The sequence below is a fragment of the Intestinimonas sp. UBA1698 genome, from assembly GCF_002320075.1.
GTDB lineage: Bacteria > Bacillota > Clostridia > Oscillospirales > Oscillospiraceae > Intestinimonas > Intestinimonas massiliensis.
Genome location: NZ_DCJO01000035.1, coordinates 35,554 through 59,108 on the forward strand (window position 1 = coordinate 35,554; position 23,555 = coordinate 59,108).

The 23,555-nt window shown below is 65.9% G+C and carries 20 protein-coding genes and 1 riboswitch; of the genes, 15 read left to right on the forward strand and 5 right to left on the reverse strand.

Annotated elements, in window-relative coordinates; genetic code table 11:
- Positions 1–215 precede the first annotated feature (215 nt).
- The 12 genes from B3H64_RS09380 to B3H64_RS09435 all read left to right on the forward strand — a co-directional run bounded on the left by B3H64_RS09380 (position 216) and on the right by B3H64_RS09435 (position 14,167).
- A complete protein-coding gene (locus B3H64_RS09380) occupies positions 216–674 on the forward strand; it encodes a Na+/H+ antiporter subunit E (RefSeq protein WP_238074873.1) in 459 nt (152 codons plus the stop codon).
- Between the two features lies 1 nt (position 675).
- Complete coding sequence (locus tag B3H64_RS09385) at positions 676–1,023, forward strand: monovalent cation/H+ antiporter complex subunit F (protein ID WP_094762534.1); 348 nt, start codon at positions 676–678, stop codon at positions 1,021–1,023.
- The gene (locus tag B3H64_RS09390) at positions 1,013–1,336 is read left to right on the forward strand and encodes a cation:proton antiporter (protein ID WP_050619473.1); all 324 of its coding nucleotides are present in this window, start codon (positions 1,013–1,015) and stop codon (positions 1,334–1,336) included. Before B3H64_RS09385 ends, B3H64_RS09390 begins: the two co-directional genes overlap by 11 nt.
- Positions 1,333–1,584, forward strand: a complete 252-nt coding sequence (locus tag B3H64_RS09395) for a hydrogenase subunit MbhD domain-containing protein (RefSeq protein WP_256304084.1) — start codon at positions 1,333–1,335, stop codon at positions 1,582–1,584. Before B3H64_RS09390 ends, B3H64_RS09395 begins: the two co-directional genes overlap by 4 nt.
- On the forward strand, positions 1,577–2,473 hold the full coding sequence (mbhE, locus tag B3H64_RS09400) for a hydrogen gas-evolving membrane-bound hydrogenase subunit E (RefSeq protein ID WP_094762533.1): 897 nt from the start codon (positions 1,577–1,579) through the stop codon (positions 2,471–2,473). The genes B3H64_RS09395 and mbhE overlap by 8 nt, the downstream gene beginning before the upstream one ends.
- The gene (locus B3H64_RS09405; protein WP_050619470.1) at positions 2,473–2,850 is read left to right on the forward strand and encodes a sodium:proton antiporter; all 378 of its coding nucleotides are present in this window, start codon (positions 2,473–2,475) and stop codon (positions 2,848–2,850) included. Before mbhE ends, B3H64_RS09405 begins: the two co-directional genes overlap by 1 nt.
- Entirely contained in the window at positions 2,850–4,364 is a 1,515-nt protein-coding gene (locus B3H64_RS09410; RefSeq protein WP_286734669.1) for a complex I subunit 5 family protein, read from the forward strand. Before B3H64_RS09405 ends, B3H64_RS09410 begins: the two co-directional genes overlap by 1 nt.
- Before the next feature lie 19 nt (positions 4,365–4,383).
- Positions 4,384–5,832, forward strand: a complete 1,449-nt coding sequence (locus B3H64_RS09415) for a complex I subunit 5 family protein (protein WP_286734672.1) — start codon at positions 4,384–4,386, stop codon at positions 5,830–5,832.
- A gap of 25 nt (positions 5,833–5,857) precedes the next feature.
- Complete coding sequence (locus B3H64_RS09420) at positions 5,858–7,348, forward strand: complex I subunit 5 family protein (RefSeq protein ID WP_050619467.1); 1,491 nt, start codon at positions 5,858–5,860, stop codon at positions 7,346–7,348.
- A gap of 14 nt (positions 7,349–7,362) precedes the next feature.
- Complete coding sequence (locus B3H64_RS09425) at positions 7,363–9,312, forward strand: complex I subunit 5 family protein (protein WP_050619466.1); 1,950 nt, start codon at positions 7,363–7,365, stop codon at positions 9,310–9,312.
- Positions 9,313–9,416: 104 nt separating this feature from the next.
- Positions 9,417–9,655: riboswitch (cobalamin riboswitch) on the forward strand.
- Positions 9,656–9,769: 114 nt separating this feature from the next.
- Positions 9,770–13,810 (forward strand): S-layer homology domain-containing protein, encoded by a 4,041-nt coding sequence (locus tag B3H64_RS09430; RefSeq protein WP_286734674.1) that lies wholly within the window; start codon positions 9,770–9,772, stop codon positions 13,808–13,810.
- A gap of 66 nt (positions 13,811–13,876) precedes the next feature.
- A complete protein-coding gene (locus tag B3H64_RS09435; RefSeq protein WP_238074881.1) occupies positions 13,877–14,167 on the forward strand; it encodes a hypothetical protein in 291 nt (96 codons plus the stop codon).
- A 54-nt stretch (positions 14,168–14,221) separates the two neighbouring features.
- Here B3H64_RS09435 and ychF read toward each other — a convergent pair whose 3' ends face one another.
- Positions 14,222–15,316: a redox-regulated ATPase YchF gene (ychF, locus tag B3H64_RS09440; protein WP_286734681.1), complete on the reverse strand. Its 1,095-nt coding sequence runs from the start codon at positions 15,314–15,316 to the stop codon at positions 14,222–14,224.
- Between the two features lie 100 nt (positions 15,317–15,416).
- Positions 15,417–15,566 carry a hypothetical protein gene (locus B3H64_RS09445; RefSeq protein ID WP_286734684.1) on the reverse strand — a complete coding sequence of 50 codons (150 nt, stop codon included), beginning with the start codon at positions 15,564–15,566 and terminating at the stop codon, positions 15,417–15,419.
- A gap of 104 nt (positions 15,567–15,670) precedes the next feature.
- Between B3H64_RS09445 and B3H64_RS09450 the strand changes: the two genes are divergently transcribed.
- From B3H64_RS09450 to B3H64_RS09460, 3 genes are all read left to right on the forward strand, one after another.
- Complete coding sequence (locus tag B3H64_RS09450) at positions 15,671–15,889, forward strand: helix-turn-helix domain-containing protein (RefSeq protein WP_050619462.1); 219 nt, start codon at positions 15,671–15,673, stop codon at positions 15,887–15,889.
- Between the two features lie 84 nt (positions 15,890–15,973).
- Complete coding sequence (locus B3H64_RS09455) at positions 15,974–17,026, forward strand: 1-aminocyclopropane-1-carboxylate deaminase/D-cysteine desulfhydrase (protein ID WP_050619461.1); 1,053 nt, start codon at positions 15,974–15,976, stop codon at positions 17,024–17,026.
- A gap of 117 nt (positions 17,027–17,143) precedes the next feature.
- A complete protein-coding gene (locus tag B3H64_RS09460; RefSeq protein WP_286734687.1) occupies positions 17,144–19,021 on the forward strand; it encodes a WG repeat-containing protein in 1,878 nt (625 codons plus the stop codon).
- Positions 19,022–19,161: 140 nt separating this feature from the next.
- Here B3H64_RS09460 and B3H64_RS09465 read toward each other — a convergent pair whose 3' ends face one another.
- The 3 genes from B3H64_RS09465 to B3H64_RS09475 all read right to left on the reverse strand — a co-directional run bounded on the left by B3H64_RS09465 (position 19,162) and on the right by B3H64_RS09475 (position 23,352).
- Positions 19,162–20,454 (reverse strand): competence/damage-inducible protein A, encoded by a 1,293-nt coding sequence (locus tag B3H64_RS09465; protein ID WP_286734689.1) that lies wholly within the window; start codon positions 20,452–20,454, stop codon positions 19,162–19,164.
- Between the two features lie 173 nt (positions 20,455–20,627).
- A complete protein-coding gene (gene thiI, locus B3H64_RS09470; RefSeq protein WP_286734691.1) occupies positions 20,628–21,797 on the reverse strand; it encodes a tRNA uracil 4-sulfurtransferase ThiI in 1,170 nt (389 codons plus the stop codon).
- Positions 21,798–21,828: 31 nt separating this feature from the next.
- The gene (locus B3H64_RS09475; protein ID WP_050619656.1) at positions 21,829–23,352 is read right to left on the reverse strand and encodes a YifB family Mg chelatase-like AAA ATPase; all 1,524 of its coding nucleotides are present in this window, start codon (positions 23,350–23,352) and stop codon (positions 21,829–21,831) included.
- Between the last annotated feature and the right edge of the window lie 203 nt (positions 23,353–23,555).

Below are 23,555 nucleotides of genomic sequence, written 5' to 3' on the forward strand. Positions count from 1 at the left end.
GGTTGACATTCCCCGGAGGAGCTTCTAAAATAAGAATAACTGGAAAAAAAGGCCTGTTTTGTTGCTTTTGACTGACATGCCACCCAGTTGGCCCTGGACGCCCAACGAACGTGTGCCCCCCTGCCCCGTGCAGCAGTGCTCCCACACGCCTCCCGTGAGGCGTCCGTTTTTTGCCCGGAAACCGGGACCCAATTCCGTTTGAAGAAGGTGGACGCGTGATTGTCCTGTTTTTTCTGCTCTGGCTCCTGCTGTCGGGAGAGGTGACCCTGCGCGTCTGCGTATGGGGCGCGGTGGTCTCCGCCCTGCTGTACTGTTTCTGCACCAAGGTGCTGGGCTATGGCTGGCGCTATGAGAGGCGGGCGGTCAAAAAGTTGGGCCCCGGGCTGCGCTATCTGGGCTATCTGATCGTGGAGATGCTCAAGGCCGGGCTGGTGGTCATGAAGCTCGTCTACACCAGGGGGCGGAACATGAAGCCTCTTTTGGTGTTTTACGACAGCCCGGTCCACACCGAGGGCGGCCGGGCGGTGCTGGCCAATTCCATTACCCTGACTGCCGGCACCATCACCGTGGAGACGGTGGACGGGCGCTTCTGCGTCCACGCCCTGGACCGGTCCCTGGCCGAGGGCATCGAGGACTGCGAGTTCCAGCGCCGGCTGGAGAAATTGGAGGAGTGACATGGAACAGGTGAGAAACGGCCTCCTGGTCGCCTCCGCCCTGGTGCTGGCCGTGCTGATCCTGGCAGTTCTGGTGCGGGCCATTCTGGGGCCCCGGTTCACCGACCGCATCATTGCCGTCAATGTCATCAACACGCTGGTGGTGGCGCTGCTGGTGGTGCTTTCGGTGTGGATGAGCGAGGATTTTCTGGTGGATGTGGCTCTGATCTACGCCCTGCTGAGCTTTCTGACGGTGGTGGTGGTCTCCCGGCTGGTGCTCACCCGGCGGCAGAGGCACAAGGAGGACCAGCGGCGGGAGCAGCGGTGCAGGGGCACCCGGAAAAAAGGAGGCGGCGCGCGTGGTACATAATATCGTGACGGGCCTAGGACTGGCGGTCCTGCTGTTCGGCCTGTTCGTCTTTTTTACGGCGGTGCTGGGGCTATACCGCTTTGACTATGTGCTCAACCGGATGCACGCCGCCGCCGTGGGCGACGCGCTGGGCATCTTCTGCATCCTGCTGGGGCTGATGCTGCTCCACGGCTGGTCCCTGCCGGCCTTCAAGACGCTGGCCATCCTGCTGTTTCTGTGGCTGACCAGTCCGGTGTCCAGCCACCTGATCGCCGAGATGGAGGTCCTGACCATCCCGGACATCCAAAAGGAATGCGAGGTGGAGGTGCGATGACCGCATTGGAGTATCTGCTGCTGGCCGGGCTGGTCATTACCGCCGTGGCCGCGCCCCTGTGCAGGCGGATGCTGGCCACCGTCATCGTGTATATGGCCTTTTCGCTGCTGATGGCAGTGCTGTGGAGCCTGCTGCAGAGCCCCGACCTGGCCATCACCGAGGCCGCCGTGGGCGCCGGCATCACCAGCATCCTATTTTTCCTGACGCTGAAGAAAATCCACGCGCTGAAGGGGACCCGCGATGAGTAAGACGGCGAAAAAAGGGGATTGGAAGGGGCGGTTGACGGCCTGGGTGGACGGCGACCGGGGGCCCAAGGACCGGACGCTCTTCGTCATGGAGACCCGCGCCCGGCGGTCCCGCCTGCCCACGGTGGAGGAGCACGAGAAACGGGAGAAGCATCGGCTGCGGGAGTTTTTCAACTGGTATCCCGCAGCGGCGGTGCTCATCTGCCTGCTGCTCACGGCCGTCTTGATGTTCACTGTGCTCCAGATGCCGGGCTTCGGCCGGGCGGACAATCCCCTGCACAACCAGGTGTCCGAACACTATATCGAGCACGGCAAGGAGGATTCCGGCGCGGCCAACGTGGTCACCGCCATGATCCTCACCTACCGGGGCTTCGACACCCTGGGGGAGAGCTGTGTGCTGTTCCTGGCGGTGACCAGCGTGATGATGCTGCTGCTTCGGGACGAGAAGAACACCGATGGCCGGGACCTGCGCCGGATGGCCCAGGAGGACGCCATCCAGCGGGAGCACCAGGACGTCATTCTCAAGGAGGCCGGGGAGATCCTCATCCCCTTCATTTTCCTCTTTGCCGTCTATGTGCTGCTCAACGGCGAGACCTCTCCCGGCGGCGGCTTCTCCGGCGGTACCATTCTAGGCAGCGGGCTGGTCCTGTTCGCCTGCGCCTTCGGCTTCGACAAGCTGCGGGCCTTTATGAACCACAGGACCTACAGCGTAGTGCGCACCTTCGGCCTGATGCTGTACGCCGTGCTGTACGGGATCAACATCTTTCTGGGCGCCAACGGCCTGCCCAACTATCTGGTGGGCATGAGCCTGCTCATCGACCTGGCGGTGGGCCTGGTGGTGGCCTGCACGGTTTACGGGTTTTACGCCCTGTTTGCAAGGGGGGAGCTGTGATGCTGGAAACCATCCTGCACAACCGCTTTGCGGTCACCGCCGTCCTCCTGTTCGGCATTGGCTTCATGAATTTGCTGCTCCAGCAGAACCTGCTGAAAAAGGTAGTGGGCTTCAACATCATGGACTCCGCCGTGTTCATGCTGCTGGCCTCCCTGGGCTACATCGAGGGCCGGGTGGCCCCGGTGATGGGCGAGGGCGTAACCCCGGACGCCAGCCTGTTTATCAACCCCATCCCCAGCGGCCTGGTGCTCACCGGCATCGTGGTGTCGGTCAGCATCACCGCCTTTTCCCTGGCCCTCATCCAGCGCATCCACAAGCATTACGGCACCATCGAGATGAAAGAGCTGCTGGAGCGGGCCAAGAAGGAGGATGACTGATGCGGCCGTTTGTCGAGAATTTCCCCTTCTTCTGCATCTTCCTGGCCCTGGTGGCCGGCATCCTGTCCGCCACCTTCCGCAGCGGCCGGGCGGCCTACCGCATGACCTTGGCCGTCACCGGGGCCATCGCCGTGCTGTCCGCCCTGACCCTGCGGTATGTGGTGGAGGGCGGCCTGAGCTTCGGTTACACCATGGGCCGCTTCCCCATCCCCCTGGGCAACGCCATCCGCTGCGGCCCCCTCCAGGCCCTGCTGTGCACCGTGTTCGCGGGGGTGCTGCTCTTTGCCCTGGTGGGCGGGTCCCGGGACCTGTTTCACGACGTGCTGCCGGAGAAGCAGCGGTTCTATTTCGTCATGGTCAACCTGACCGACGCCGCCCTGCTGTCCCTGGTGTATACCAACGACGCCTTTACCGGCTATGTCTTCATTGAGATCAGCACCATCGCCGCCTGCGCCCTGGTCATGGCCAAGGACAACGGACCCAACCTCATCGCCACCATCCGGTATCTCTTCATGAGCCTGATGGGCTCCGGGCTGTTTCTCATCGGTCTGGCCATCCTCACCTCCATCACCGGCTACCTGCTGATGCCCTCCATGGCCGAGGCGGTGGCCAGGCTGGCGGAGACGGGAGAATACCGGGTCCCCCTGACGGTGTGCGCCGGGCTGATGGTCACCGGGCTGGGCATCAAAAGCGCCATGTTCCCCTTCCACCTGTGGCTGCCCGACGCCCACGGAGGGGCCACCACTGCCTCCTCGGCCCTGCTGTCGGGGCTGGTGCTCAAGGGATACATCGTGCTGATGATGACCCTGATGGTGCGGGTGTTCTCCATGGAGCTCATGGTGGAGCTGGGTGTGACCAACGTGGTGCTGCTCTTCGGCCTGCTGGGCATGATCTTCGGCTCCCTGGGCGCCATGCGGGAGTACCACGTCAAGCGGATGCTGGCCTACTCCTCGGTGGCGCAGATCGGGTACATCTTTATGGGCATCGGTCTGGGCAGCGCGGCGGGCCTCGTGGCCTCCTGCTTCCACATTCTGGTCCACGCCTGCTGTAAGCCCCTGCTGTTCTGCTGCGCCGGGCGGCTGAGCGCCGTCAGCGGCCACCACCGTAGCCTCAAGAACCTGCGGGGCAGCGCCTATCGGGACATTGCCGCCGGGATCGGCTTTACGGTGGGCTCTCTGTCCATGATCGGCATCCCGCTGTTCGGCGGCTTCGTCTCCAAGCTGTATTTTGCCAGCGCCTCCCTGCCCACCAACCGGACGGCGGTGACGCTGCTGACCATCGCCCTGTCCACGGTGCTCAACGCGCTGTACTACATCCCGGCCCTGCTGTCCATCTGGATGCGGCCGGACCCGGCGGATGAGCGCGCCGTTCTGGCCGACGCCACGCCGGAAATGCTGGCCTTTGACCGGCCTTTTACCGCGGCGGCCGCGGTCTTTACCGCCAGCATCTTTATCCTGGGGATCTTTTATCACCCCATCACCGACATCATCGAGGCCGGAATCCGGCTGATCTGAGGTTTGCGAGGTAGTGTCCATGCTGTTGCTGCTGCCCATCCTGGCGCCCGTGGCCGGAGGCATATTTGTCTTCCGGCAGAAAAAGGAATCGGTCCGGAACCGGCTGGTGCTGGCCCTCATGCTGGTCACCGCCGGGCTGGTATGCGCCGTCTGCCTGATGCCGGAGCAGACGGTGGAGTTGCTGACCATCCAGGGCCGGCTCCACCTGGCCCTGCGCAGCGACCTGCTGGCCAAGTTCTTCTTGGTGCTCATCACCTGCATCTGGGCCCCCATCACCCTGTTTGCCTTCCCCTACATCCGGCACGAGGGCCGGGACCGGCAGTTCTTCGGCTTCTACACCATGACTCTGGGCATCCTGGCGGGGCTGGCCATGGCCAAGAATTTTGTGACGCTCTATATGTTTTTCGAGATGATGAGCCTCATCACCGTGCCCCTGGTGCTCCACAGCGGCACCGCCGCCTCCCGGCGGGCGGGCTTTCAGTATCTGGGATACTCGGTGTTCGGGGCAGGCATGGCCCTGGCGGGCTATTTCTTCGTGGCCTACTACATGGCCACCCCCGACTTCATCCACGGCGGGGCCATCGACCCGGTCAAGGCGGCGGAGCATCGGCCCATGCTGCTCGTCGTCTACTTCCTGATGATTGTGGGCTTCGGGTGCAAGGCGGGCATGATGCCCATGCAGGCCTGGCTGCCCGCCGCCCATCCGGTGGCCCCCGCTCCCGCCTCCGCCGTGCTGTCCGGCGTCATCACCAAAGGGGGCGTGCTGGCCATCCTGCGCATCACCTACTATATGTACGGCGTGGATTTCCTCTCCGGCACCTGGCCCCAGTATGTGCTGCTCGTTCTGGCCCTGTGCACCGTCTTTGTGGGTTCCATGCTGGCCTACCGGGAGAAGCTCCTCAAGCGGCGGCTGGCCTACTCCACCGTCAGCCAGGTGTCCTACGTGCTCTTCGGCCTGTTTCTGTTCACCCCGGCGGGCGTGCTGGGCGCTCTGCTCCAGCTCGTGTTCCACGCCCTGGCCAAAGACGTCCTCTTCCTGGCGGCGGGGGCCGTCATCTTTGCCACCAACCGTACCCGGGTGGACCAGCTCCGGGGCATCGGCCGCCGCATGCCGGTGACCATGTGGTGCTTCACCCTGGCCGCCCTGTCCCTCATTGGCATCCCGCCCATGCCCGGCTTTCTCAGCAAGTGGTATCTGGTGACGGCGGGGCTGGAGGGGGCTTCCCGGGCCTTCGGCATCGCCGGGCTGGTGGTGCTCATCCTCTCCGCCCTGCTGACGGCGGGCTACCTGCTGCCCATCGTCACGGCGGGCTTCTTCCCCGGCCGAGACTTCAGCGGCGAGCGGAAGGAAGTGGGAAAAACCATGCTGGCCCCCATGCTGTGCTTTTCGGCGGCGTCCGTCCTGCTGGGCCTGTTCCCCGGCCCCTTCATGAGCTGGCTGGGCGGGCTGATCCCCAAGATGTTCTGAATTCCGCCGGAAAGGAGGCGCACGCATGCTTCGATTTCTCAATCTGCCCATCCTCTTCCCCGTGCTGATGGGCCTGGGTCTGCTGATCCTGCACCCGGAGAGCCGGAAAACACGCAACCTCTACCTGATGACGGCGGTGCTGATCACCTCGGCGCTCTCCTTTGCCGCCATCGGCGTCACCTATGTCCAGGGCAGCGACGCCCTGGCCTGCATCATGGTCCGGTTCAACGACGTGTTTTCCATCTCCCTGCGGATCGACGGGGCGTCCATGGTGTTCGGGACCATCGTCTCCACCCTGTGGCCCATCATCACGGTGTACGCCATCGACTACATGTCCCACGAGGGCTCTGAGAACCGGTTCTTTTCCTTCTGGCTCATGGCCTACGGCGTGGTGCTGGGCGTGGCCTACTCGGAGGACTTTTTGTCCCTCTACCTGTTCTATGAGCTTTTGACCCTGTCCACCCTGCCCCTGGTGATGCACGCCGCCGACGAAAAGGCCCGGTACGCCGGGCGGGAGTACCTCATCTACTCCCTGTCCGGCGCGGCCTTTGCCTTCATCGGCATCGTGTTCCTGCTCAACTACGGCGCGGGCCACCTGAACTTTACCTACGGCGGCATTCTGGACGCCGCCCGGGTGGCGGGCAACGAGCGGACGCTGCTGGTGGTCTTTGTGGCGGCCTTCCTCGGGTTCGGCGTCAAGGCGGCCATCTACCCCTTCTACCGCTGGCTGCCCGACGCCTCGGTGGCCCCCACCCCGGTCTCCGCCCTGCTCCACGCCGTGGCGGTGGTCAAGGCGGGCGCCTTCGCCGTCATGCGGCTCATCTACTTCGGCTTCGGGGCCGACTTTCTCCGGGGCACCTGGGCCCAGACGGTGGTCATGGCGGCCACCATCGTCACCATTGTCTACGGCTCCGCCCGGGCCCTGCGCACCCCCCACCTGAAGCGGAGGCTGGCCTTCTCCACGGTGAGCAACCTGTCCTACATCCTTTTCGCCTTTACCATCATGACTCCCGCCGGGCTGCTGGGCGGACTGACCCATATGGTCTATCACGCGGTGGTCAAGATTACCATGTTCTGCTGCGCCGGCGCCATCCTCCACAAGAGCGGTCGGGAGTACGTCTACGATCTGGAAAACTTCGGGCGGGTGATGCCGGTGGTCTTCGCCGCTTTCACCGTGTCCTCCTTTGCCCTCATCGGCCTGCCTCCTCTGGGCGGCTTCGCGGGCAAGTGGATGATCGCCACCGCCGCCGTGGCCTCCCAGAACAAACTGGCCTACGTGGGCATCGGGGCGCTGATTTTGTCCACGCTGCTGACCACCCTCTATCTGATGACAGTGGTGGTCCGGGCCTACTTCCCGGTGGGAAAGCTGGACGCCGAGGCCTTGGCCAAGGTCCACGACCCGGACAAGACCATGACCGTGCCGCTGGTGCTCCTGACGTCCATGGGCGTGGTGCTGGCCCTGTGCTCCAACCTGGTTATCGGCTTTTTGACCCAGGTCAGCCAGGGGCTGCTGTAAGGGGGGAAGAGAACATGCAAACCGATCTGCTGCTGTTTCTGGTGCTTTTCCCTATTCTGGGCGCTTTCGCGGTCTTTCCCCTGGGGAAGCGGAGCCCGGCGGGCCGGGACTGGTATGTCCGCATCGTGCCCGCTGTGGAGCTGGCGGCGGCCCTGTTGCTGCTGACGGCGGACGGGGCGGGGGCCGCCCTGCCCGGCGTGTGCGGCCTGGGACTGCGGTTGGCGGCGGGGAGCCTGCGTACCCTGCTGGTCCTGGTGGCGGGCTTTTTGTGGCTGGCCACCGGCCTGGCCAGCCGGGAATACTTTGCCGCCGCCGCGCACAAGGAGCGCTACTACTTTTTCTGGCTGCTGACCCTGGGGGCCCTGATGGGGGTCTTTCTGGCGGCTGACCTCATCACCCTCTTTGTTTTTTTTGAAATGATGTCCTTCACCTCCTACGTGTGGGTGGCCCAAAACGAGACCCCGGAGGCCCTCCGGGCGGCCAACACCTATCTGGCGGTGGCGGTCATCGGCGGCATGACCCTGCTGGTGGGGCTGTTCCTGCTGTACGACCTGCTGGGCACCCTGGAGATTGGGGCGCTGGCCGGCCTGGCCGCCGCCCTGCCGGAGGAGAAGAAGGTCCCGCTCTATGTGGCGGGAGGCTGCTGCCTGGCGGGCTTCGGAGCCAAGGCGGGCATGTTCCCCCTGCACATCTGGCTGCCCAAGGCCCACCCGGTGGCGCCGGCCCCGGCCTCGGCCCTGCTGTCCGGCATCCTGACCAAAAGCGGCGTGTTCGGCATTCTGGTAATCGCCCGGAACCTGTTCCGGGCCGACGCGCCCTGGGGGGACGCGGTGCTTTTGCTGGGGGTAGTGACCATGGTGCTGGGGGCGGTGCTGGCCGTCTTCTCAGTGGACCTGAAGCGGACTCTGGCCTGCTCATCCATGTCCCAGATCGGCTTTATCCTGGTGGGAGTGGCCATGCAGGGCCTCCTCAGCGGGGAGAACGCCCTGGCGGCCTGGGGCACCATTCTGCATATGCTCAACCACTCCCTGATCAAGCTGGTCCTCTTCGTGGCGGCTGGGGTGGTCTATCTGGGGACCCATTCCCTGAACCTCAACGACATCCGGGGCTGGGGCCGCGACAAGCCCTGGCTCAAGGCGGTCTTTCTGGTGGGGGCCTGCTCCATCGCCGGGGTGCCCGGCTTCTCCGGATACGTCAGCAAGACCCTGCTCCACGAGAGCATTGTGGAGTACATCCACGCCCTGACCCACGCGGGTCTGGACGCCGGAGTCTACCGTGTGGTGGAGTGGCTGTTCCTGATCTCCGGCGGCCTGACGGCAGCCTATATGACCAAGCTCTTTGTGTGCATCTTTCTCTCCCCCAAGGCCCGGGGCCAGCACGCGGCGCCGAAGCCCTACTGGTCTGCGGGCACGGCGGCGGCCCTGACCGGCGGGGCGGGGGTGCTGCTGGCGCTGGGCGTGACCCCCTCCCTTACCATGCAGCCCATCGCCGTCTGGGCGGCGGAGTTCCTGCACGGCGACCACCTGGAGGAGACCCTCCACTACTTCTCCCTGACCAATCTGAAGGGGGCCTGCATCTCACTGGGCATCGGCGCGCTGGTCTATCTGGCGGTCATCCGGGGGCTACTGATGCGGCGGGAGAGCGGCGGGGAGGTCTACCTCAACCGCTGGCCGCAGAGGCTGGACCTGGAGGAGCTGGTGTACCGGCCCGCCCTGAATGCCCTGGCCTTCCTGGGCGCCTTCTGCGCCCGGGCCGCGGCCTCGGTGGGGGACGTCATTGTCTTTCTGGGGGAGCGCATCCTCTTTACCAAGGCTCCCGGCATCTTTGTGCCTAAGCACGATGAGAATTTCGGCGCATATGAGCGCAAGCCCCGGCGGTTCCTGGTGGGGGAGACCTTCTCCTTCGACCTGCTGCTGGCGGGAGTGGGATTGGTCGCCATGCTGCTGTATATTCTGCTGGTCTAGGCGGCGCAAAAGGGCATTGACATCCCTTCGCAGACTGTGTATACTGGAAAAGGATGGATGGCTCTTCTGGGCCCATCCCGCTTGGACCGACAATTGAAAAAGAAAAAAGAGATGTTCTTGTGGCTCTTTCGGGGCGTGGGCCCTGGCCCGGCACCGGGAGAGATGGACAAGGGAACCGGAACACGGGAGACCGTGCAGACCGGACGGTAACCGCCGCTGTAAGCGTGGAGGCCGCATCCGTTGGCGAAAGCCAGTCACTGGGGAGACCTGGGAAGGCGGGATGCGGGCGCAGGAGCAGACGCTCCCTAAACGCAAGTCAGAAGACCTACAAAAACGACCCGCCCCGTGGAGGGACGGGGCTCTGGTGTTGCGGAAAAACGGCCGTGGCAAGCATATGCTTGCCGCGGCATTTTATATTTTGGGCGGGCTCCGCCCAGACGAAAAAGGAGAGAGCGCGATGAAAAACAGGATGAAAAAGGCTTTGGCTCTGCTGGTGGCGCTGGTGCTGACCCTGAGTCTGCTGCCCGCCGCCGCCTTTGCGGCGGAGGACGTGACGGTCACACTGGAGGTCAATATCCGCGCCGTTGCAGAGCCGGAAATGCTGGCGGAGTTGGGCGTGCAGTCGCCGTTGCCAGGACCGGTGACAGTGACGGTGCCGGCCGGGTCCACCGTAAAGGATGTGCTGACCCAGGCCCAGAAGGACCAGGGACTGGATATCGTTGGGCTGGACAAGGGCTTTGTGACGGGCATCGGCTGGGTATCGGGCATCAGCGCCATCAACGAGACGCTGGGGACCGAGGTCCAGGAGGGGAGCTTTCAGTACCCCGGCTGGTCCTATGCCATCAATGGCGACTTTGACGCCCCGGCCGGCATCGGAGCAGATCCGGTTACAGAAGGGGATACGTATACCTTCCGCTACAGCCTCTATGGGGTCTGGAGCGGGAATGCCATGCACTATTACGATTACGAGTTCCTAGATGCGCTGGACGAGGCCCGGACCGCCCTGGAGCAGGCCAAGGCATGGGACACCTCCGCCTTTTCCGACCCGGAAAAAGCGGCTCTGGAGCAGGCCGTTGCGGAAGCTGAAACGCTGATCGGCGGGCTGGATGAGACCTATATGGGGCTCTGGCTGGAGTATGTCGCGGAGAAGGGGAGCGCCCTCTATGGCCCCGGCTCGGACGCCGACAAACTGATCAAGGCTGCGGCAGCCCTGGCCGCAGCGATGCAGCCCAGCCCGGCCAACGAGCTGACCAGTTTGGTCGTGACGGACCTGATGGAGAGCTACACCGGGTCCATAGACTTTGATCCCGCAGAGACAGAATACGCCCTCTACGATTTTCCCACCACGCTGTCAATGGTCAAGGTGAAGGCAGCCGCCGCCTCTGGGAATGCGGTGGTCTCCATCTATTTGGGAGAGGCTGCGGAGCCGGCGGCGCAGGTCACAGGCCCGCAGGGGGATAGCTGGATTATACTCAGGGACCTGGATTGGAGCGGCACGGTCAACGTGCTGCGAATGGTGGTAGAACCGCCGGAGGGCACTGGGCTGTCCGCCAAAACCTACACCGTCCGGATCAGCCGTGCCCTGACCGCAGCCGAGCTGGAGGCGGACCGGGATGCCCTGCGGCTGGGGGGCGGCGACAGCACGGTGGAGGTCTCTGCGGACCTGGATCTACCGGAGACCGGGGCCAGCGGGCTGTCCTCCATTACCTGGACATCCAGCGCACCGGATGTTATAAGCGGCAGCGGCGTGGTCCGGCGGGGGGCCAAGGAGCAGACCGTTACACTGACAGCCACCCTTTCGGCTGCGGGGCTGGAAAGCCTGACTAAGATATTTACAGTGACGGTCACCCCGGTTGGGGCCCGGGAGGTCCTGGACAACATCGCGGCCCGGTATGCGGCCTCCGGCGTGGCGGGCGACGGCAATGGCCCCTGGCTGGCCGCCGATCTGGCTGCCTATGCCGCCGCCTGGCCGGACCGCGGCCACAAACTGTCCGCGGACCAGGTGCAGGCCTGCCTGGATACCTTCCTGGCCAAGGCTGACGCTACCGACGCGCCCGGCGATCTGGCCAAATACATCATTGCCCTGCGGGCCCTGGGCTACGACGCCCGGAAGACCGTTACCGCCGACCTGCGGGAGGTGGACGTGGTGGCCAAGCTGACGGCCATGGTGGACGGCAAGGCTGCCAGCGTGACCAATCCGTATACCCTGCCCTACGTCATTCTGGCGCTCCAGCAGGGGGAGGGCTACGCCACCCAGGCGCAGATGGATTACCTGATCCAGGCGGCGGTGGACAGCCAGGACTCCTGGGGCAATACATCCTGGGGCCCCGACGGGGCCACGCCCATGCTGCTGGCGCTGGCCCCCTACTGTGACGGCAACGCTCTGGTGAAGGAGGCCGTGGACGGGGCCCTGGCCAAGGTGCGGGCCTGCCAGGGGGCAGACGGCGGCATGGGGAACGCCGCCTCCACCGGCCTGGCCGCCATGGCCTTTGCCGCGCTGGGTATCGACCCTGCCGAAGTGACGGCAGGCGAGGGCCAGCCCTCCCTGGTGGACGGACTGCTGACCTATGTCAGCGACACCCTGGATGGCTTCCGGCCCACGTCCAACTCCTTCTCCACCGAGCAGGGCTTCCGCGGCCTGATCGCCGCCCTCCGGTGCGGGGAGACGGGGCTGCCCTTCCGGCTGTTTGACTTCTCCGACCGGGCCATGGAGACGGCCGAGGCCACCTGGGCCCAACACGGCCCGGTGACCTTCGCGGTCATCCCGGATGACGCGGCGGTGACCGTCCTGCGGGAGGAGACGGAGCAGACGCCGGCGGCTCCCTTCCGCTATGACCTGCCCGCCGGGACCTACACCTACACCGTGAGCAAGAGCGGGTATGTGGGCAAGACCGGCTCCTTTACCGTGACGGAGGCCCAGGCTGAGGCCCACACGGGCCAGAAGATCAGCGTCTCGCTGGCCGCCGCGCCCGGCGCAGACAGCGGCAGGAGCATCACCGTCTCCGTCAAGGTGCTGACCCACGACGACAGCGCCTGCGGCGGAAAATACACCTATAAGCACAACACCTCGGCCTATCAGGTGGTCCTGGCTGACGAGTCTGTGGCGCTGCGGGCCGGTCAGTCGGTGTTCGACGCCCTGGACGCCGCCCTGACCCAGGCGGGGGTGGACTATGTGGAGAGCACGCCGGGGTACATCAGCTCCATTGGAGACGAGGAGGAGTTCGGGCACGGCAGCAAGGATTCCGGCTGGCTGTATATGGTCAACGGCACCACCGCCGACATCGGCTGCCGGGATTATTCGCTGACGCGGGATGCCAAGGTGATCTGGTTCTACACTGACAATTACCACGACGAGTACGGCTCGGAGTCCTGGGGCGGCAGCTCCTCGGCAGGGGCGGCGGACACCAGCGCCGTTCTGGAGCCCCAGGCGGTGGCAGACAAAACCGGCGAGGCCAAGGCGGCGGTGACGGAAAAGGAGATTCGCGCCGCTCTGGACGCCGCCCAGAACGGTGGCGCAGGGTGTGTTATCATCCGGCCCGACGTCTCGGGACGGGCGGACCAGGTCACCGTGGAGCTGCCCCGGACGGCGGTGGAGCGGCTGGCTGGGGAGACCGGGGTCGGCCTAAGGATTGAGACCGGACTGGCGCAGGTGGACCTCTCCAGCCGGGCGCTGGCCGCACTGGCCGACGCAGGCGGCCGGACGGTGTCGGTGTCGGTGGGACAGGGGGCGGACGGGGTCCGGACCGTCGCCGTCTTGGTGGACGGCAAGCCGGTGGAGACCCTGCCCGGCGGCATCCGGGTCGCCTTCCCCGCCGCGGAGGCGGGGCTGGTGCCCGCACTGGTGGGGGCGGATGGCGCCGCCGCCCCGCTGAAAAAATCCCTGGTGGCGGACGGCACCGCCTATCTGCTGCTGCCCGGCTCGGCCTCCGTGGCTCTGATCCGAGGGGCAGAGACCTTCGCCGACGTGCCCGACGGATACTGGGGGGCGGAAGCGGTGGCCTTCGCCGCCTCCCGCGGGCTGCTCCAGGGGGTGGGCGGCAACCGCTTCGACCCCGACGGGGTGCTGACCCGGGCCATGCTGGTGACGGTGCTCTACCGCCTGGAGGGCCAGCCGGAGGGGGCTGAGGCGGCCTTCTCCGACGTGGCGGTCGAGGCTTGGTACGCCTCGGCCGCCGCCTGGGCGGCAGAGGCAGGCATCGCCAACGGGGTCTCCGGCGGGGCCTTTGCCCCGGAGCGCTCCATCACCCGGCAGGAACTGGCCGCCATGCTCTACCGCTATGCCGGGTACGCCGGCCTGGATACCTCCGCCCGGCAGCCGCTCACCGCCTTTGCCGACGGCGCCGAGCGCGCCGGGTGGGCGGAGGAGGCCCTGTCCTGGGCCTTGGCCACCGGCCTGCTGACCGGAAAGGACGGCGGGCGGCTGGACCCCGCCGGGAATGCCAGCCGCGCCGAGGTGGCCGCCGTTCTGGAGCGCCTGGTGGGCCTCATGGTCCGATGAAGCAAAAGGGAGCGGCAGGCATTGCTTTGCAGAGAGGCCTTTATGGAGGGGAAAGGAGCGATCACCGTGAATGTCAACTGGTTCAAGGAGCCCGAGCACGTGGTCTATGTGGAGGCGGAGCGTTTCCTGCCGGAGTTCAGCCGGAAGGTGAAGCTGCCCGATCTGCCCGCCCAGGTAGAGGCCTTCCGGGCACAGCCCGCGCCGGAGGGCAAAAACATCCGCACTGGTATGAAGGGCACCTCACTGAAGCTGTTTGTCCCCGACCTGGTCTTTGAGGAAAAGCTGGATATGGGGGACACGGTGTGGGTCTATCTGGGCCAGACCCACGTCAGCTACTGCCTGTACTGGAAGCAGTAAAAAAGGACCGGGGCGTCCGTCCACTGGACGGACGCCCCGGTCCTTTTTAAGCGATTACACGTTGAAGCGGAAGAGGACAATATCCCCGTCCTGCATGACATAGTCCCTGCCCTCGCTGCGGACCAGGCCCTTTTCCTTGGCGGCGTTCATGCTGCCGTTGGCTACCAGGTCGTCGAAGGAGACCACCTCGGCCCGGATAAAGCCCCGCTCGAAGTCGGTGTGGATCTTACCGGCAGCCTGGGGCGCCTTGGTACCCTTTTGGATGGTCCAGGCCCGGCACTCGTCCTCACCGGCGGTGAGGAAGGAGATGAGGCCCAGCAGGGCATAGCTGGCCTTGATGAGCCGGTCCAGGCCGGACTCGGGGATGCCCAGGTCGTCCAGGAACAGCTTTTTTTCGTCGGGCTCCAACTGGGCGATCTCGGCCTCCAACTGGGCGCAGACGGGGATGACCTGCGCGCCCTCGGCGGCGGCCACACCCGCCACCTGCTGGTAGTAGGCGTTGTTCTGGTAGTCGGAGAAGCCCGCCTCGTCCAGGTTGGCGGCGTAGATGATGGGCTTGAGGCTGAGAAGCTCGGCGGTGGCGATGAGGGCGGCGTCGTCCTCGCCGCACTCGTAGGAGCGGGCGGACCTGCCCTCGTTGAGCCAGTCCTGGAGGCCCTGGAAGACCTCCGCTTCATGGGCGGCCTTCTTATCGCCGGTCCGGCCGGCCTTGGAGCACTTGTCGATGCGGCGCTGGACCATCTCCATATCGGCCATGATGAGCTCGATATCAATGATCTGAATGTCACGCAGGGGGTCTGTGGAGCCCTCCACATGGATGACGTTGGGGTCGTCGAAGCAGCGGACCACGTGAACGATGGCGTCGGTGGCCCGGATGTTGGATAGGAACTTGTTGCCCAGCCCCTCGCCCTTGGAGGCGCCCTTCACCAGACCGGCGATGTCCACAAACTCCACCACGGCGGGGGTGGTCTTTTTGGGCTTGTGGAAGTCGGAAAGCCAGTCCAGGCGGCTGTCGGGGACGGCCACCACGCCCACGTTGGGGTCGATGGTGCAGAAGGGGTAGTTGGCGGACTCGGCGCCCGCGTTGGTGATGGCGTTGAACAGGGTCGATTTGCCCACGTTGGGCAGACCCACGATGCCTAATTTCATCGGCAGAACCCTCTTTTCCGTTGATTCGCCCTGACATTATATACGATGGCAGGGGAAAATACAAGGCTCACGGCGAAATTGAGGGGCGGGGCGCGGGGCTCTACTCGCCTTCGGCGTACTGCTCTTCGGTATCCTGTTGGGCGCTTTTCAGAATGTCTTCCGCGGTGCCATAGTCCCGGGCCTGCAGGGCGGCCACCGCATCGGTGACCCGGTTGAACAGGTAGGTGTAGAGGGCTTGATAGTCCGGCATACCGAGACCTCCTTTATATCCGATAAACAGTGTATACTGAGTTCAGGAAATTGTCAATCATTACTATCACCGATATGATGTATATACGAAAAGAAGGTGATAGGATGAAGCAGGTTCGTCTGAAGCTGGACCGCTATTTGGATGAGCGCGGCATAAGTCGGTACGAGCTTGCGCAGAGGTCAAAAATCAAATATCAGACCATTGATGGGTATTATAAAAATACCGTTGTCCGATATGATGCCTATAACCTGTCGCGGATCATCACCGCGCTGGACTGCGACCTGACCGACATCCTGGAGGTCGTGGAGAACGGCGAAGCTTGAGGGCCCGCGGGAAAACAGACGTTTTCCCGCGGGCCCTTAAGTGTTATACTGGCAACATCACAAAACCATATAGGAGGGATCTCTATGGAGACCACCGCGCAAGTACACGCCCGCCTGTCCACCCTGCCCCGGGCGGCGCTGGGCTTTTTCCCCACCCCCTTCCACCGGGCGGAAAATCTGTCCCGGGAGCTGGGCATCGATCTGTGGATCAAACGGGACGACCTGACCGGCATGAGCCTGTTCGGCGGCAACAAGGTCCGCAAGCTGGAGTATGTGCTGGGGGAGGCCCGGGCCCGGGGCTGCGACACCGTGGTCAGCTACGGCGCCACCCAGTCCAACTGCGCCATGCAGGTGGCCACCGCCTGCCGCCGCCTGGGGATGCGGCCTATTCTGTATCTGGTGGCCATCGTGGAGCCCGCCGAGCTGCGGGCCAACCTCCTGCTGGATTATGTGCTGGACGCCGAGGTCCATCTGGTCCCCCTGAACGGCGGCACGGAGGAGGAGGCCGAGGAGGAGGCCGTCCGGCTGGGCCGGGCCCACATGGCCCGCCTGGAGGGGGAGGGGCACATCTGCTGCGAGGTGCCCATGGGGGCCGCCCAGCCCCTGGGCTCCGCCGGCTTCATCGGCGGCTGGGCCGAGCTGCTGGACCAGTGCTGCGGCCAGGGTATTGCGCCGGACTATCTGTTCTTGGGCACCGGCACCGGCGGCACACTGGCCGGGCTGGCCGCCGGGCGGAAGCTGATGGGCGGGCCGGAGATCGTGGCCGTCAACGTCAGCCCCAAGGACGAGGGCTACCCCGCCCGCACGGCGGAGCTGGGCACCCGGGCCCTGAGGGCCATCGGTTCGGACGAGAACCTGCGGCCGGAGGACTTCCGGACCGACCTGGGCTACTACGGCGCGGGCTACGAGGCGCCCGCGCCTGCCGCCACTGCCGCCATCCGGCGTCTGGCCCGCACCGAGGGCATTTTGGTGGACCCGGTGTACACCGGAAAGGCCCTCTCCGGGCTCATCGACTACGCCGAACAGGGCAAGATCCCCCGGGGCTCCACCGTGGTGTTCTGGCACACCGGCGGAGCAACCGCCCTCTTTGCCGAGCCGGAAATGGTGGGCCCGGTGGCGGACGGGAGGGCCCTGTGAGCCCCATTCGGCACGAAAGGATTGCAAACGACGGAAAAATGTGCTAAAATCCCTTTGTTATGCGGGCGTATCTGAACCTTTTCAGATACGCCCCGCGCACAAAGGAGGAAACGATCCATGACGCGCACGCGCAGACGCATCCTGTCTCTGTGCCTGACCCTGGCGCTGGTGGCGGGGGCTATGGCCGCCGCCGTCCAGGCCGCCTCGGGCGAGCCGGAGCAGACGACGGAGCCCGAGCGGGGGACCATGACCTATACCGAGCCCATCGCCCCCCAGTATGAGGCCGCCAAGCTCTTTTCCGAGGGCCTGGCCGCCGTCCGCCAAGGGGGAAAGTGGGGCTATATCGCCACCGACGGCGAGACCGCCATCCCCTTTGCGTACGACTTTGCCTGCCCCTTCAGCGAGGGCAAGGCCGTGGTGGGCCGGGAGGAGGAGACCGGCCTGGCCCTGGGCTTCGTGGACCACGACGGAAACTATACCCCCTTCACCGGCTGGGGCAAGCCCCTGCTGGTCCAGTCGGAGGACTGGCAGGCCGACACCGACTGCTACTTCTACAACGGTTATGTCCGCCTGCCCGCCGGCGCCGGCTGGGCCCTGTACGACGCCGCAGGGCAGGCCATGGGCGCCCAGCTCGTCCCCCTGCACACCATGACCGAGGGGCTGACCCCCGGCTACTCCGCCTCCGCCCGGCTGGGCCGGGGATACGTGGACCGGGACGGCCAGGCCGTCCTCTACTGGGACGGGCCGGAGTACTTCGGCGCTCCCGTTACCACCGCCGACGGCCTGCGGGCCCAGAGCTACCGCTTCGTCAGCGGGGTGCTGCCCTTCAACCAGGGGCTGGCCCCCGTGTGGCAGGGCACTGCAGACGCCTCCCAGAACTGGGCGGTCACCTATCGCCTGGGCTTTATCGACCAGACCGGGGAATGGGCCATCCTGCCCGCCTACACCAACTGCTTCGTCTCCGGCTCCGACGCCGCCTGGGAGGTATTTGGTGAGACCGGCCTGGCCATGGTCCAGAACGAGGCGGGACTCTACGGCGCCATCGACAAGACCGGCCGGACCGCCCTGCCCTTCCAGTACCAGGAGCTGTGGCCCTACAGCGAGGGCCTGGCCCCCTTCCGGCTGGGCGGGAAGTACGGCTATCTGAACCCATCCGGGCAGACGGCCATCCCCGCCCGGTACGAGCGGGCCACCGGCTTCTCGGGCGGCTACGCCGCCGTGTACGACGGGGAGCGGGCCTTCCTCATCGACCGGCGGGGCCGGGAGGTGACCGGCTCCGACAAGCTGGACACCGAGACCTACTTCCGGGAGGGGGCGGACGGCACCAAGACCGCCGTCAACCCCGGCGAGTATGTGGTCATCGAGGAGGGGGGACAGTACGGCTTCGGCCGCCTGGAGTTCCTGCCCCCCCTGCCGGAGGCCGGAGAGATGGACGCCTGGGCCTATGGCGAGGTGGTGGCCGCCGTGGAGGCGGACCTGGTGCCGGTGGAGCTCCAGTGCCTGTACCGGCAGAACATCACCCGGGCCCAGTTCTGTACCCTCATCGTCCAGGTGGTCCAGCGGTCGGAGGGAAAGGATATCCGGACGGTGGTCCGGGAGGAGACCGGCCGGAGCCTCTACGACTGGGTGGGGGACTACCCCTTTGCCGACACCGCCGGGGCGGACGTGATGGCGGCCTACGCGCTGGGCATCGTCAGCGGCCGGGGCGAGGGGACCTTCGATCCCTACGCCCCCATCACCCGGCAGGAGGCCGCCGCCTTCCTCTACCGGACCGCCAAGGTCCTGGGCATGGAGACGGCCGGGGTGGCGGAGAGCGCCTTTGCCGACCATGACCAGGTGGGGGTGTGGTTCCGGGACGCGGTGGCCTTTGCCGCCGACCGGGGCGTCATGGGCAGCACCGGGGCAAACCGCTTCTCCCCCCTGGCGGGCTACACCAGGGAACAGTCCTTCGTCACCGTCCACCGGCTGTTTCAGGCCCTGGAGGGGGAAGAATAGCACAGAAAAAGGACCTCTGACGCCGGTCAGAGGTCCTTTGTTTGGTCCAGCGCGGCCAGCCCGGTGCGGAGCGGGGGGCGGACGGCCCCTTCGGTGAGCGGCCGTTCGGGGGATATGGGATCACCTCGTTTCCATCGGGTTCAGGGAAGGCGATCGGCAAACCGCCGCCCGTCGCTTTCGTTCAGTTTCAGCCCGGTGAGGTACCGGCGGATGAGGTCAAAGGCGCTGCCCGCCGCCCGGATGCGGATGCTCTCCCGCACGCCGCCCAGATGGAGTTCCCGAACATGGCAGAAGTCCGGCCCGGCCAGCGCCACGTAAACCAGTCCCACCGGATTGCCCCGGTCGTCGGGGTCGGGGCCGGCCACGCCGGTGGTGGAGACGGCCAGGTCGGCGCCCAGCACCCGGCGGGCCCCCCGGGCCATGGCTTCGGCCACCTGGGGCGACACCGCGCCGAATTGGTCCAGCAGCTCACGGGGCACCCCCAGCACGCCGTGCTTGACCTCGTTGGTATAGCTCACCACGCCGCCCTTGAACACGCCGGAGGCCCCGGGCAGATCGGTGATGCACTTGGCCACCAGCCCGCCGGTACAGGATTCCGCCGCGCCCAGGGTCAGCCCCTGGGCTTCCAGCAGGGCGAAGGCCACGGCCTGGATGCTGGGCACATCGGCGCCGTAGACCACGTCGCCCAGCAGAGCGCGCAGCTCCGCCTCCACCGGGGCGATCAGGTCCCGGGCTTGGGCCTCCACCGGGGCCTTGGCGGTGATGCGCAGCTCCACCTCCCCCTCCTTGGCATAGGGGGCCAGGGTGGGGTTGGTCATGGCGTTCATCCGGTCCCGGAGCAGAGACTCCACGGCGGACTCCCCCATACCGAAGATCCGCAGCGAGCGGGAGAGAATGGTGCCGTCGGCCAGATTTTGCAGATAGGGCAGGGCCCGGTGGGTGAACATTTCCCGGCACTCCCGGGGTGGACCGGGGAGCATGACCACCCGGACCCCCTCCGCTTCGAAGGCGCAGCCGGGGGCAGTGCCCCAGTCGTTGGAGAGAACGGTGCAGCCCTCGGGCAGCATGGCCTGCTGGAGGTTGTTCTCGGTCATGGGCCGGCGGGCGTGGAGCTTTTGAAAATAGGCACGGATGCGCTGGGCCGACGCCTCGTCAAAGACCAGCTTTTTGCCGAAGGCGGCGGCCAGTACGTTCTTGGTCAGATCGTCACAGGTGGGGCCCAGGCCGCCGGTGGTGATGAGGATGTCGGCCCGCCGCTTGGCAATCTCCACCGCGGCGCGCAGCCGCTCCGGGTTGTCGCCCACCACCGTGTGGTAGAAGACGTTGATGCCGATGCCGCTGAGTCCCTGGGAGATCATCTGGGCGTCGGTGTTGGCGATGTTGCCGAGGAGCAGCTCGGTGCCCACGGCGATGAGTTCGGCTGTGTGGGACATGATAAAAGCCTCCGTATGCCAACGCCGGGACGGCGGCGAGTGCCGCCGCCCAATGTGCAGCGCCAGCAAAGCATTTCCGCAGGACGGATTCATTCCGCCCGAGGATGTGGAATCAAAGGGAGCCCTGCATGATCGGGGATCACGCGGGGAATTGGCTCCGCGGCCGGCCGCCCCTACCCGATCTTTACCCGCTCGGTGGCGTCCAGGGCTTCCTGCACCAGGGCCTCCACGTCCAGGACGGCCTCGGCGGCCTCGATCTCGTCCAGGTGGGGCCGGGTGCGGGGGTGGCGGGGCGTAAAGACGGTGCAGCAGTCCTCATAGGGGAGGATGGAGGTCTCGAAGGTGCCGATTTTTCGGGCGATGCGGACCACCTCCTCCTTGTCCATGCCCACCAGAGGCCGGAACACGGGCAGGGAGGCGACCGCTCCGGTGACCGCCATGGCGTCCATGGTCTGGGAGGCCACCTGGCCCAGAGACTCGCCGGTGACCAGGGCCTGGCAGCCGGTGCGGCGGGCCATACCCTCGGCGATGCGCATCATGAACCGGCGCATCAGCAGGGTAAACAGCTCCTCCGGACAGGCGCGGCGCAGCTCCTCCTGGATGTGGGTGAAGGGGACCACGTGGACGATGAGCCGCCCGGTCCAGGGGGTCAGCAGCCGGGCCAGGTCCAGCACCTTCTCCTTGGCTTCAGGGGAGGTGTAGGGGTAGGAGTAGAAGTGGACCATCTCCAGGGCCACCCCCCGCTTGGCCATCATCCAGGAGGCCACCGGCGAGTCGATGCCGCCGGAGAGCAGGGACATGGCCCGCCCGCTGGTGCCCACGGGGAGCCCGCCCGCGCCGGGCTCGGGGTCGGCGTGGACAAAGGCGGCGTAGTCCCGGACCTCTAGGTGGATGGTCAGCGCGGGGTTGTGGACGTCTACATGCAGGTTGGGGTAGAGTTCGTCCAGCTCGCCCCCCACCCACTGGGAGAGCTGGATGGAGGTCATGGGAAAGGACTTGTCGGCCCGCTTGGACTCCACCTTAAAGGTCTTTTCCCCCACCAGATTGCCGGCCAGATAGGTCCGTACCGTCTCCAGCATAGCCTCCTTGGTCTTGGCGCAGGCCTTGGCCCGGCTGACACCCACCGCGCCGAAGACCTTCTTGGCCACGTCGTAGGCGGCATCCATGTCGCACTCGTCGCTGAGGGGCTCGATGTAGGTGGTGGACTGGCGGGAGTAGACCCGGAATTTGCCGTGGGACTTGAGCCGCCGGGCCAGGTTGGATTTCAGCTTGTCCTCAAAGGTGTAGCGGTTGGCCCCCTTCAGGACCAGCTCGCCCAGCTTGAGCAGGATCATTTCGGTCATGGGTACAAGCTCCTTTATGTTTTAACATGTTTCAGCGCTGTAAATATCCGCTGGCCCGATACTGGATGGCCTCCGCCAGGTGCGAGACCTGGATGGGGCCGCCGCCCTCCAGGTCGGCGATGGTGCGGGCCACCCGCAGGATGCGGTCGTGGCTCCGGGCGGTGAGGCCCATGCGCTCGTAGGCCCCCTTCATCACGGCCCGGCAGTCCTCGTCCAGGGCGCAGCAGGCCAGCAGCTCGGGGGGACCCATGTGGGCGTTGCAGTCGGGGCCGTCCGGACCGAACCGAGCGGTCTGGATGGCCCGGGCGGCATTCACCCGACGCCGGATGGCGGCAGAGGACTCGGCCTGCCCCCGGCGGGAGAGCTCCTCATATTCCAGGGGCGGCACATCCACGTACAGGTCGATGCGGTCCAGCAGGGGGCCGGACAGTCTGCCCAGATACCGCTCCACCTCGCCGGGGGAGCAGCGGCACCGGTCCGAATAGCCGTACCAGCCGCATTTGCAGGGGTTCATGGCGCACACCAGCATGAACCGGGCGGGGAACACCTCGCTGCCCGCTGAGCGGGAGATCTGGACCTGCCCGTCCTCCAACGGCTGGCGCAGGGCCTCCAGCACGTCCTTGTGGAACTCGGGCAGCTCATCCAGAAAGAGCACCCCGTTGTGGGCCAGGGAGATTTCCCCCGGCCGGGGCAGCGGGGTCCCGCCGCCGGACATGCCGGTGGCGGAGATGGTGTGGTGGGGGGAGCGGAAGGGCCGCCGGGTCAGCAGGGGCCGGTCCCTGCCGGTGAGGCCCAGCACCGAGTGGATGGCGGTGGCCTCCAAGGCCTCCCGCTCGGTCATGCCGGGCAGGATGGAGGGCAGCCTCCGGGCCAGCATGGACTTGCCGGAGCCGGGCGGACCCACCATGGCGATGTTATGGCCCCCGGCGGCGGCGATCTCCAGTGCCCGCTTCACTGGGGCCTGCCCCTTTACGTCGGCAAAGTCGGGGCCGCCCCCGGCCTCCGGCGGCGGCTTCCAGGGCCGGGCAGGGGAGAGGGGCTCCTCCCCCCGCAGATGGCGGACCAGTTGGGAGACGTGCTCCACCGGGTAGACGGCCAGCCCTCCGGCCAGGGTGGCCTCGGGGGCGGAGTCCGCCGGGACGTACAGCGCCCCGATGCCCGCGCGCCGGGCCGCCAGGGCCATGGGCAGCATCCCCTGCACCGGCCGCAGCTCCCCGGACAGGGAGAGCTCCCCCACAAAGGCGGCCTGCCGCGTCCAGTCCCCGTCGGGGAGCTGCCCGCCGGCCCGCAGGAGCCCCACCAGGATGGGCAGGTCGTACACCGTGCCCGCCTTGCGCCGGTTGGCGGGGGCCAGGTTGACGGTGATGCGGGAGACCGGGAAGGAAAACCCGCAGTTCTTCACCGCCGAGCGCACCCGCTCCCGGGCCTCCTTGACGGCGGCGTCGGGGAGTCCGACGATGTCGAAGTTGGGCAGACCGCCGGACAGGTCGCACTCCGCCGTCACCTCATAGCCGGTCACGCCCTGAAGCCCCAGGGAACGCAGCTTGCACAGCACCCGGATCACCACCCCTTCTTCCCATGCAGGCTTTCTTTTTAAACATAAGAAATGGGTTGCACCAACCGTCCGGCGGCTGATGCAACAAATATTATAATACCTGATTAATCCATGGTTTTCAAGGCGAAAGAGCGCGTATTTTCGTCAAATCAAGAACGAGGGACCAACTTCGCCAAATTGGAAGGACCAATTTTGGGCTCAAT

What these genes read in the sequence shown, in the direction of transcription:
- B3H64_RS09420 (WP_050619467.1), top strand. Translation starts at nt 5,858, where the DNA reads ATGCTTCGATTTCTCAATCTGCCCATCCTCTTCCCCGTGCTGATGGGC.
- B3H64_RS09445 (WP_286734684.1), bottom strand. Translation starts at nt 15,566, where the DNA reads ATGCCGGACTATCAAGCCCTCTACACCTACCTGTTCAACCGGGTCACC.
- B3H64_RS09430 (WP_286734674.1), top strand. Translation starts at nt 9,770, where the DNA reads ATGAAAAACAGGATGAAAAAGGCTTTGGCTCTGCTGGTGGCGCTGGTG.
- thiI (WP_286734691.1), bottom strand. Translation starts at nt 21,797, where the DNA reads ATGACCGAAATGATCCTGCTCAAGCTGGGCGAGCTGGTCCTGAAGGGG.
- B3H64_RS09405 (WP_050619470.1), top strand. Translation starts at nt 2,473, where the DNA reads ATGCTGGAAACCATCCTGCACAACCGCTTTGCGGTCACCGCCGTCCTC.
- B3H64_RS09385 (WP_094762534.1), top strand. Translation starts at nt 676, where the DNA reads ATGGAACAGGTGAGAAACGGCCTCCTGGTCGCCTCCGCCCTGGTGCTG.
- B3H64_RS09455 (WP_050619461.1), top strand. Translation starts at nt 15,974, where the DNA reads ATGGAGACCACCGCGCAAGTACACGCCCGCCTGTCCACCCTGCCCCGG.
- B3H64_RS09465 (WP_286734689.1), bottom strand. Translation starts at nt 20,454, where the DNA reads ATGTCCCACACAGCCGAACTCATCGCCGTGGGCACCGAGCTGCTCCTC.
- ychF (WP_286734681.1), bottom strand. Translation starts at nt 15,316, where the DNA reads ATGAAATTAGGCATCGTGGGTCTGCCCAACGTGGGCAAATCGACCCTG.
- B3H64_RS09415 (WP_286734672.1), top strand. Translation starts at nt 4,384, where the DNA reads ATGCTGTTGCTGCTGCCCATCCTGGCGCCCGTGGCCGGAGGCATATTT.
- mbhE (WP_094762533.1), top strand. Translation starts at nt 1,577, where the DNA reads ATGAGTAAGACGGCGAAAAAAGGGGATTGGAAGGGGCGGTTGACGGCC.
- B3H64_RS09425 (WP_050619466.1), top strand. Translation starts at nt 7,363, where the DNA reads ATGCAAACCGATCTGCTGCTGTTTCTGGTGCTTTTCCCTATTCTGGGC.
- B3H64_RS09395 (WP_256304084.1), top strand. Translation starts at nt 1,333, where the DNA reads ATGACCGCATTGGAGTATCTGCTGCTGGCCGGGCTGGTCATTACCGCC.
- B3H64_RS09460 (WP_286734687.1), top strand. Translation starts at nt 17,144, where the DNA reads ATGACGCGCACGCGCAGACGCATCCTGTCTCTGTGCCTGACCCTGGCG.
- B3H64_RS09450 (WP_050619462.1), top strand. Translation starts at nt 15,671, where the DNA reads ATGAAGCAGGTTCGTCTGAAGCTGGACCGCTATTTGGATGAGCGCGGC.
- B3H64_RS09410 (WP_286734669.1), top strand. Translation starts at nt 2,850, where the DNA reads ATGCGGCCGTTTGTCGAGAATTTCCCCTTCTTCTGCATCTTCCTGGCC.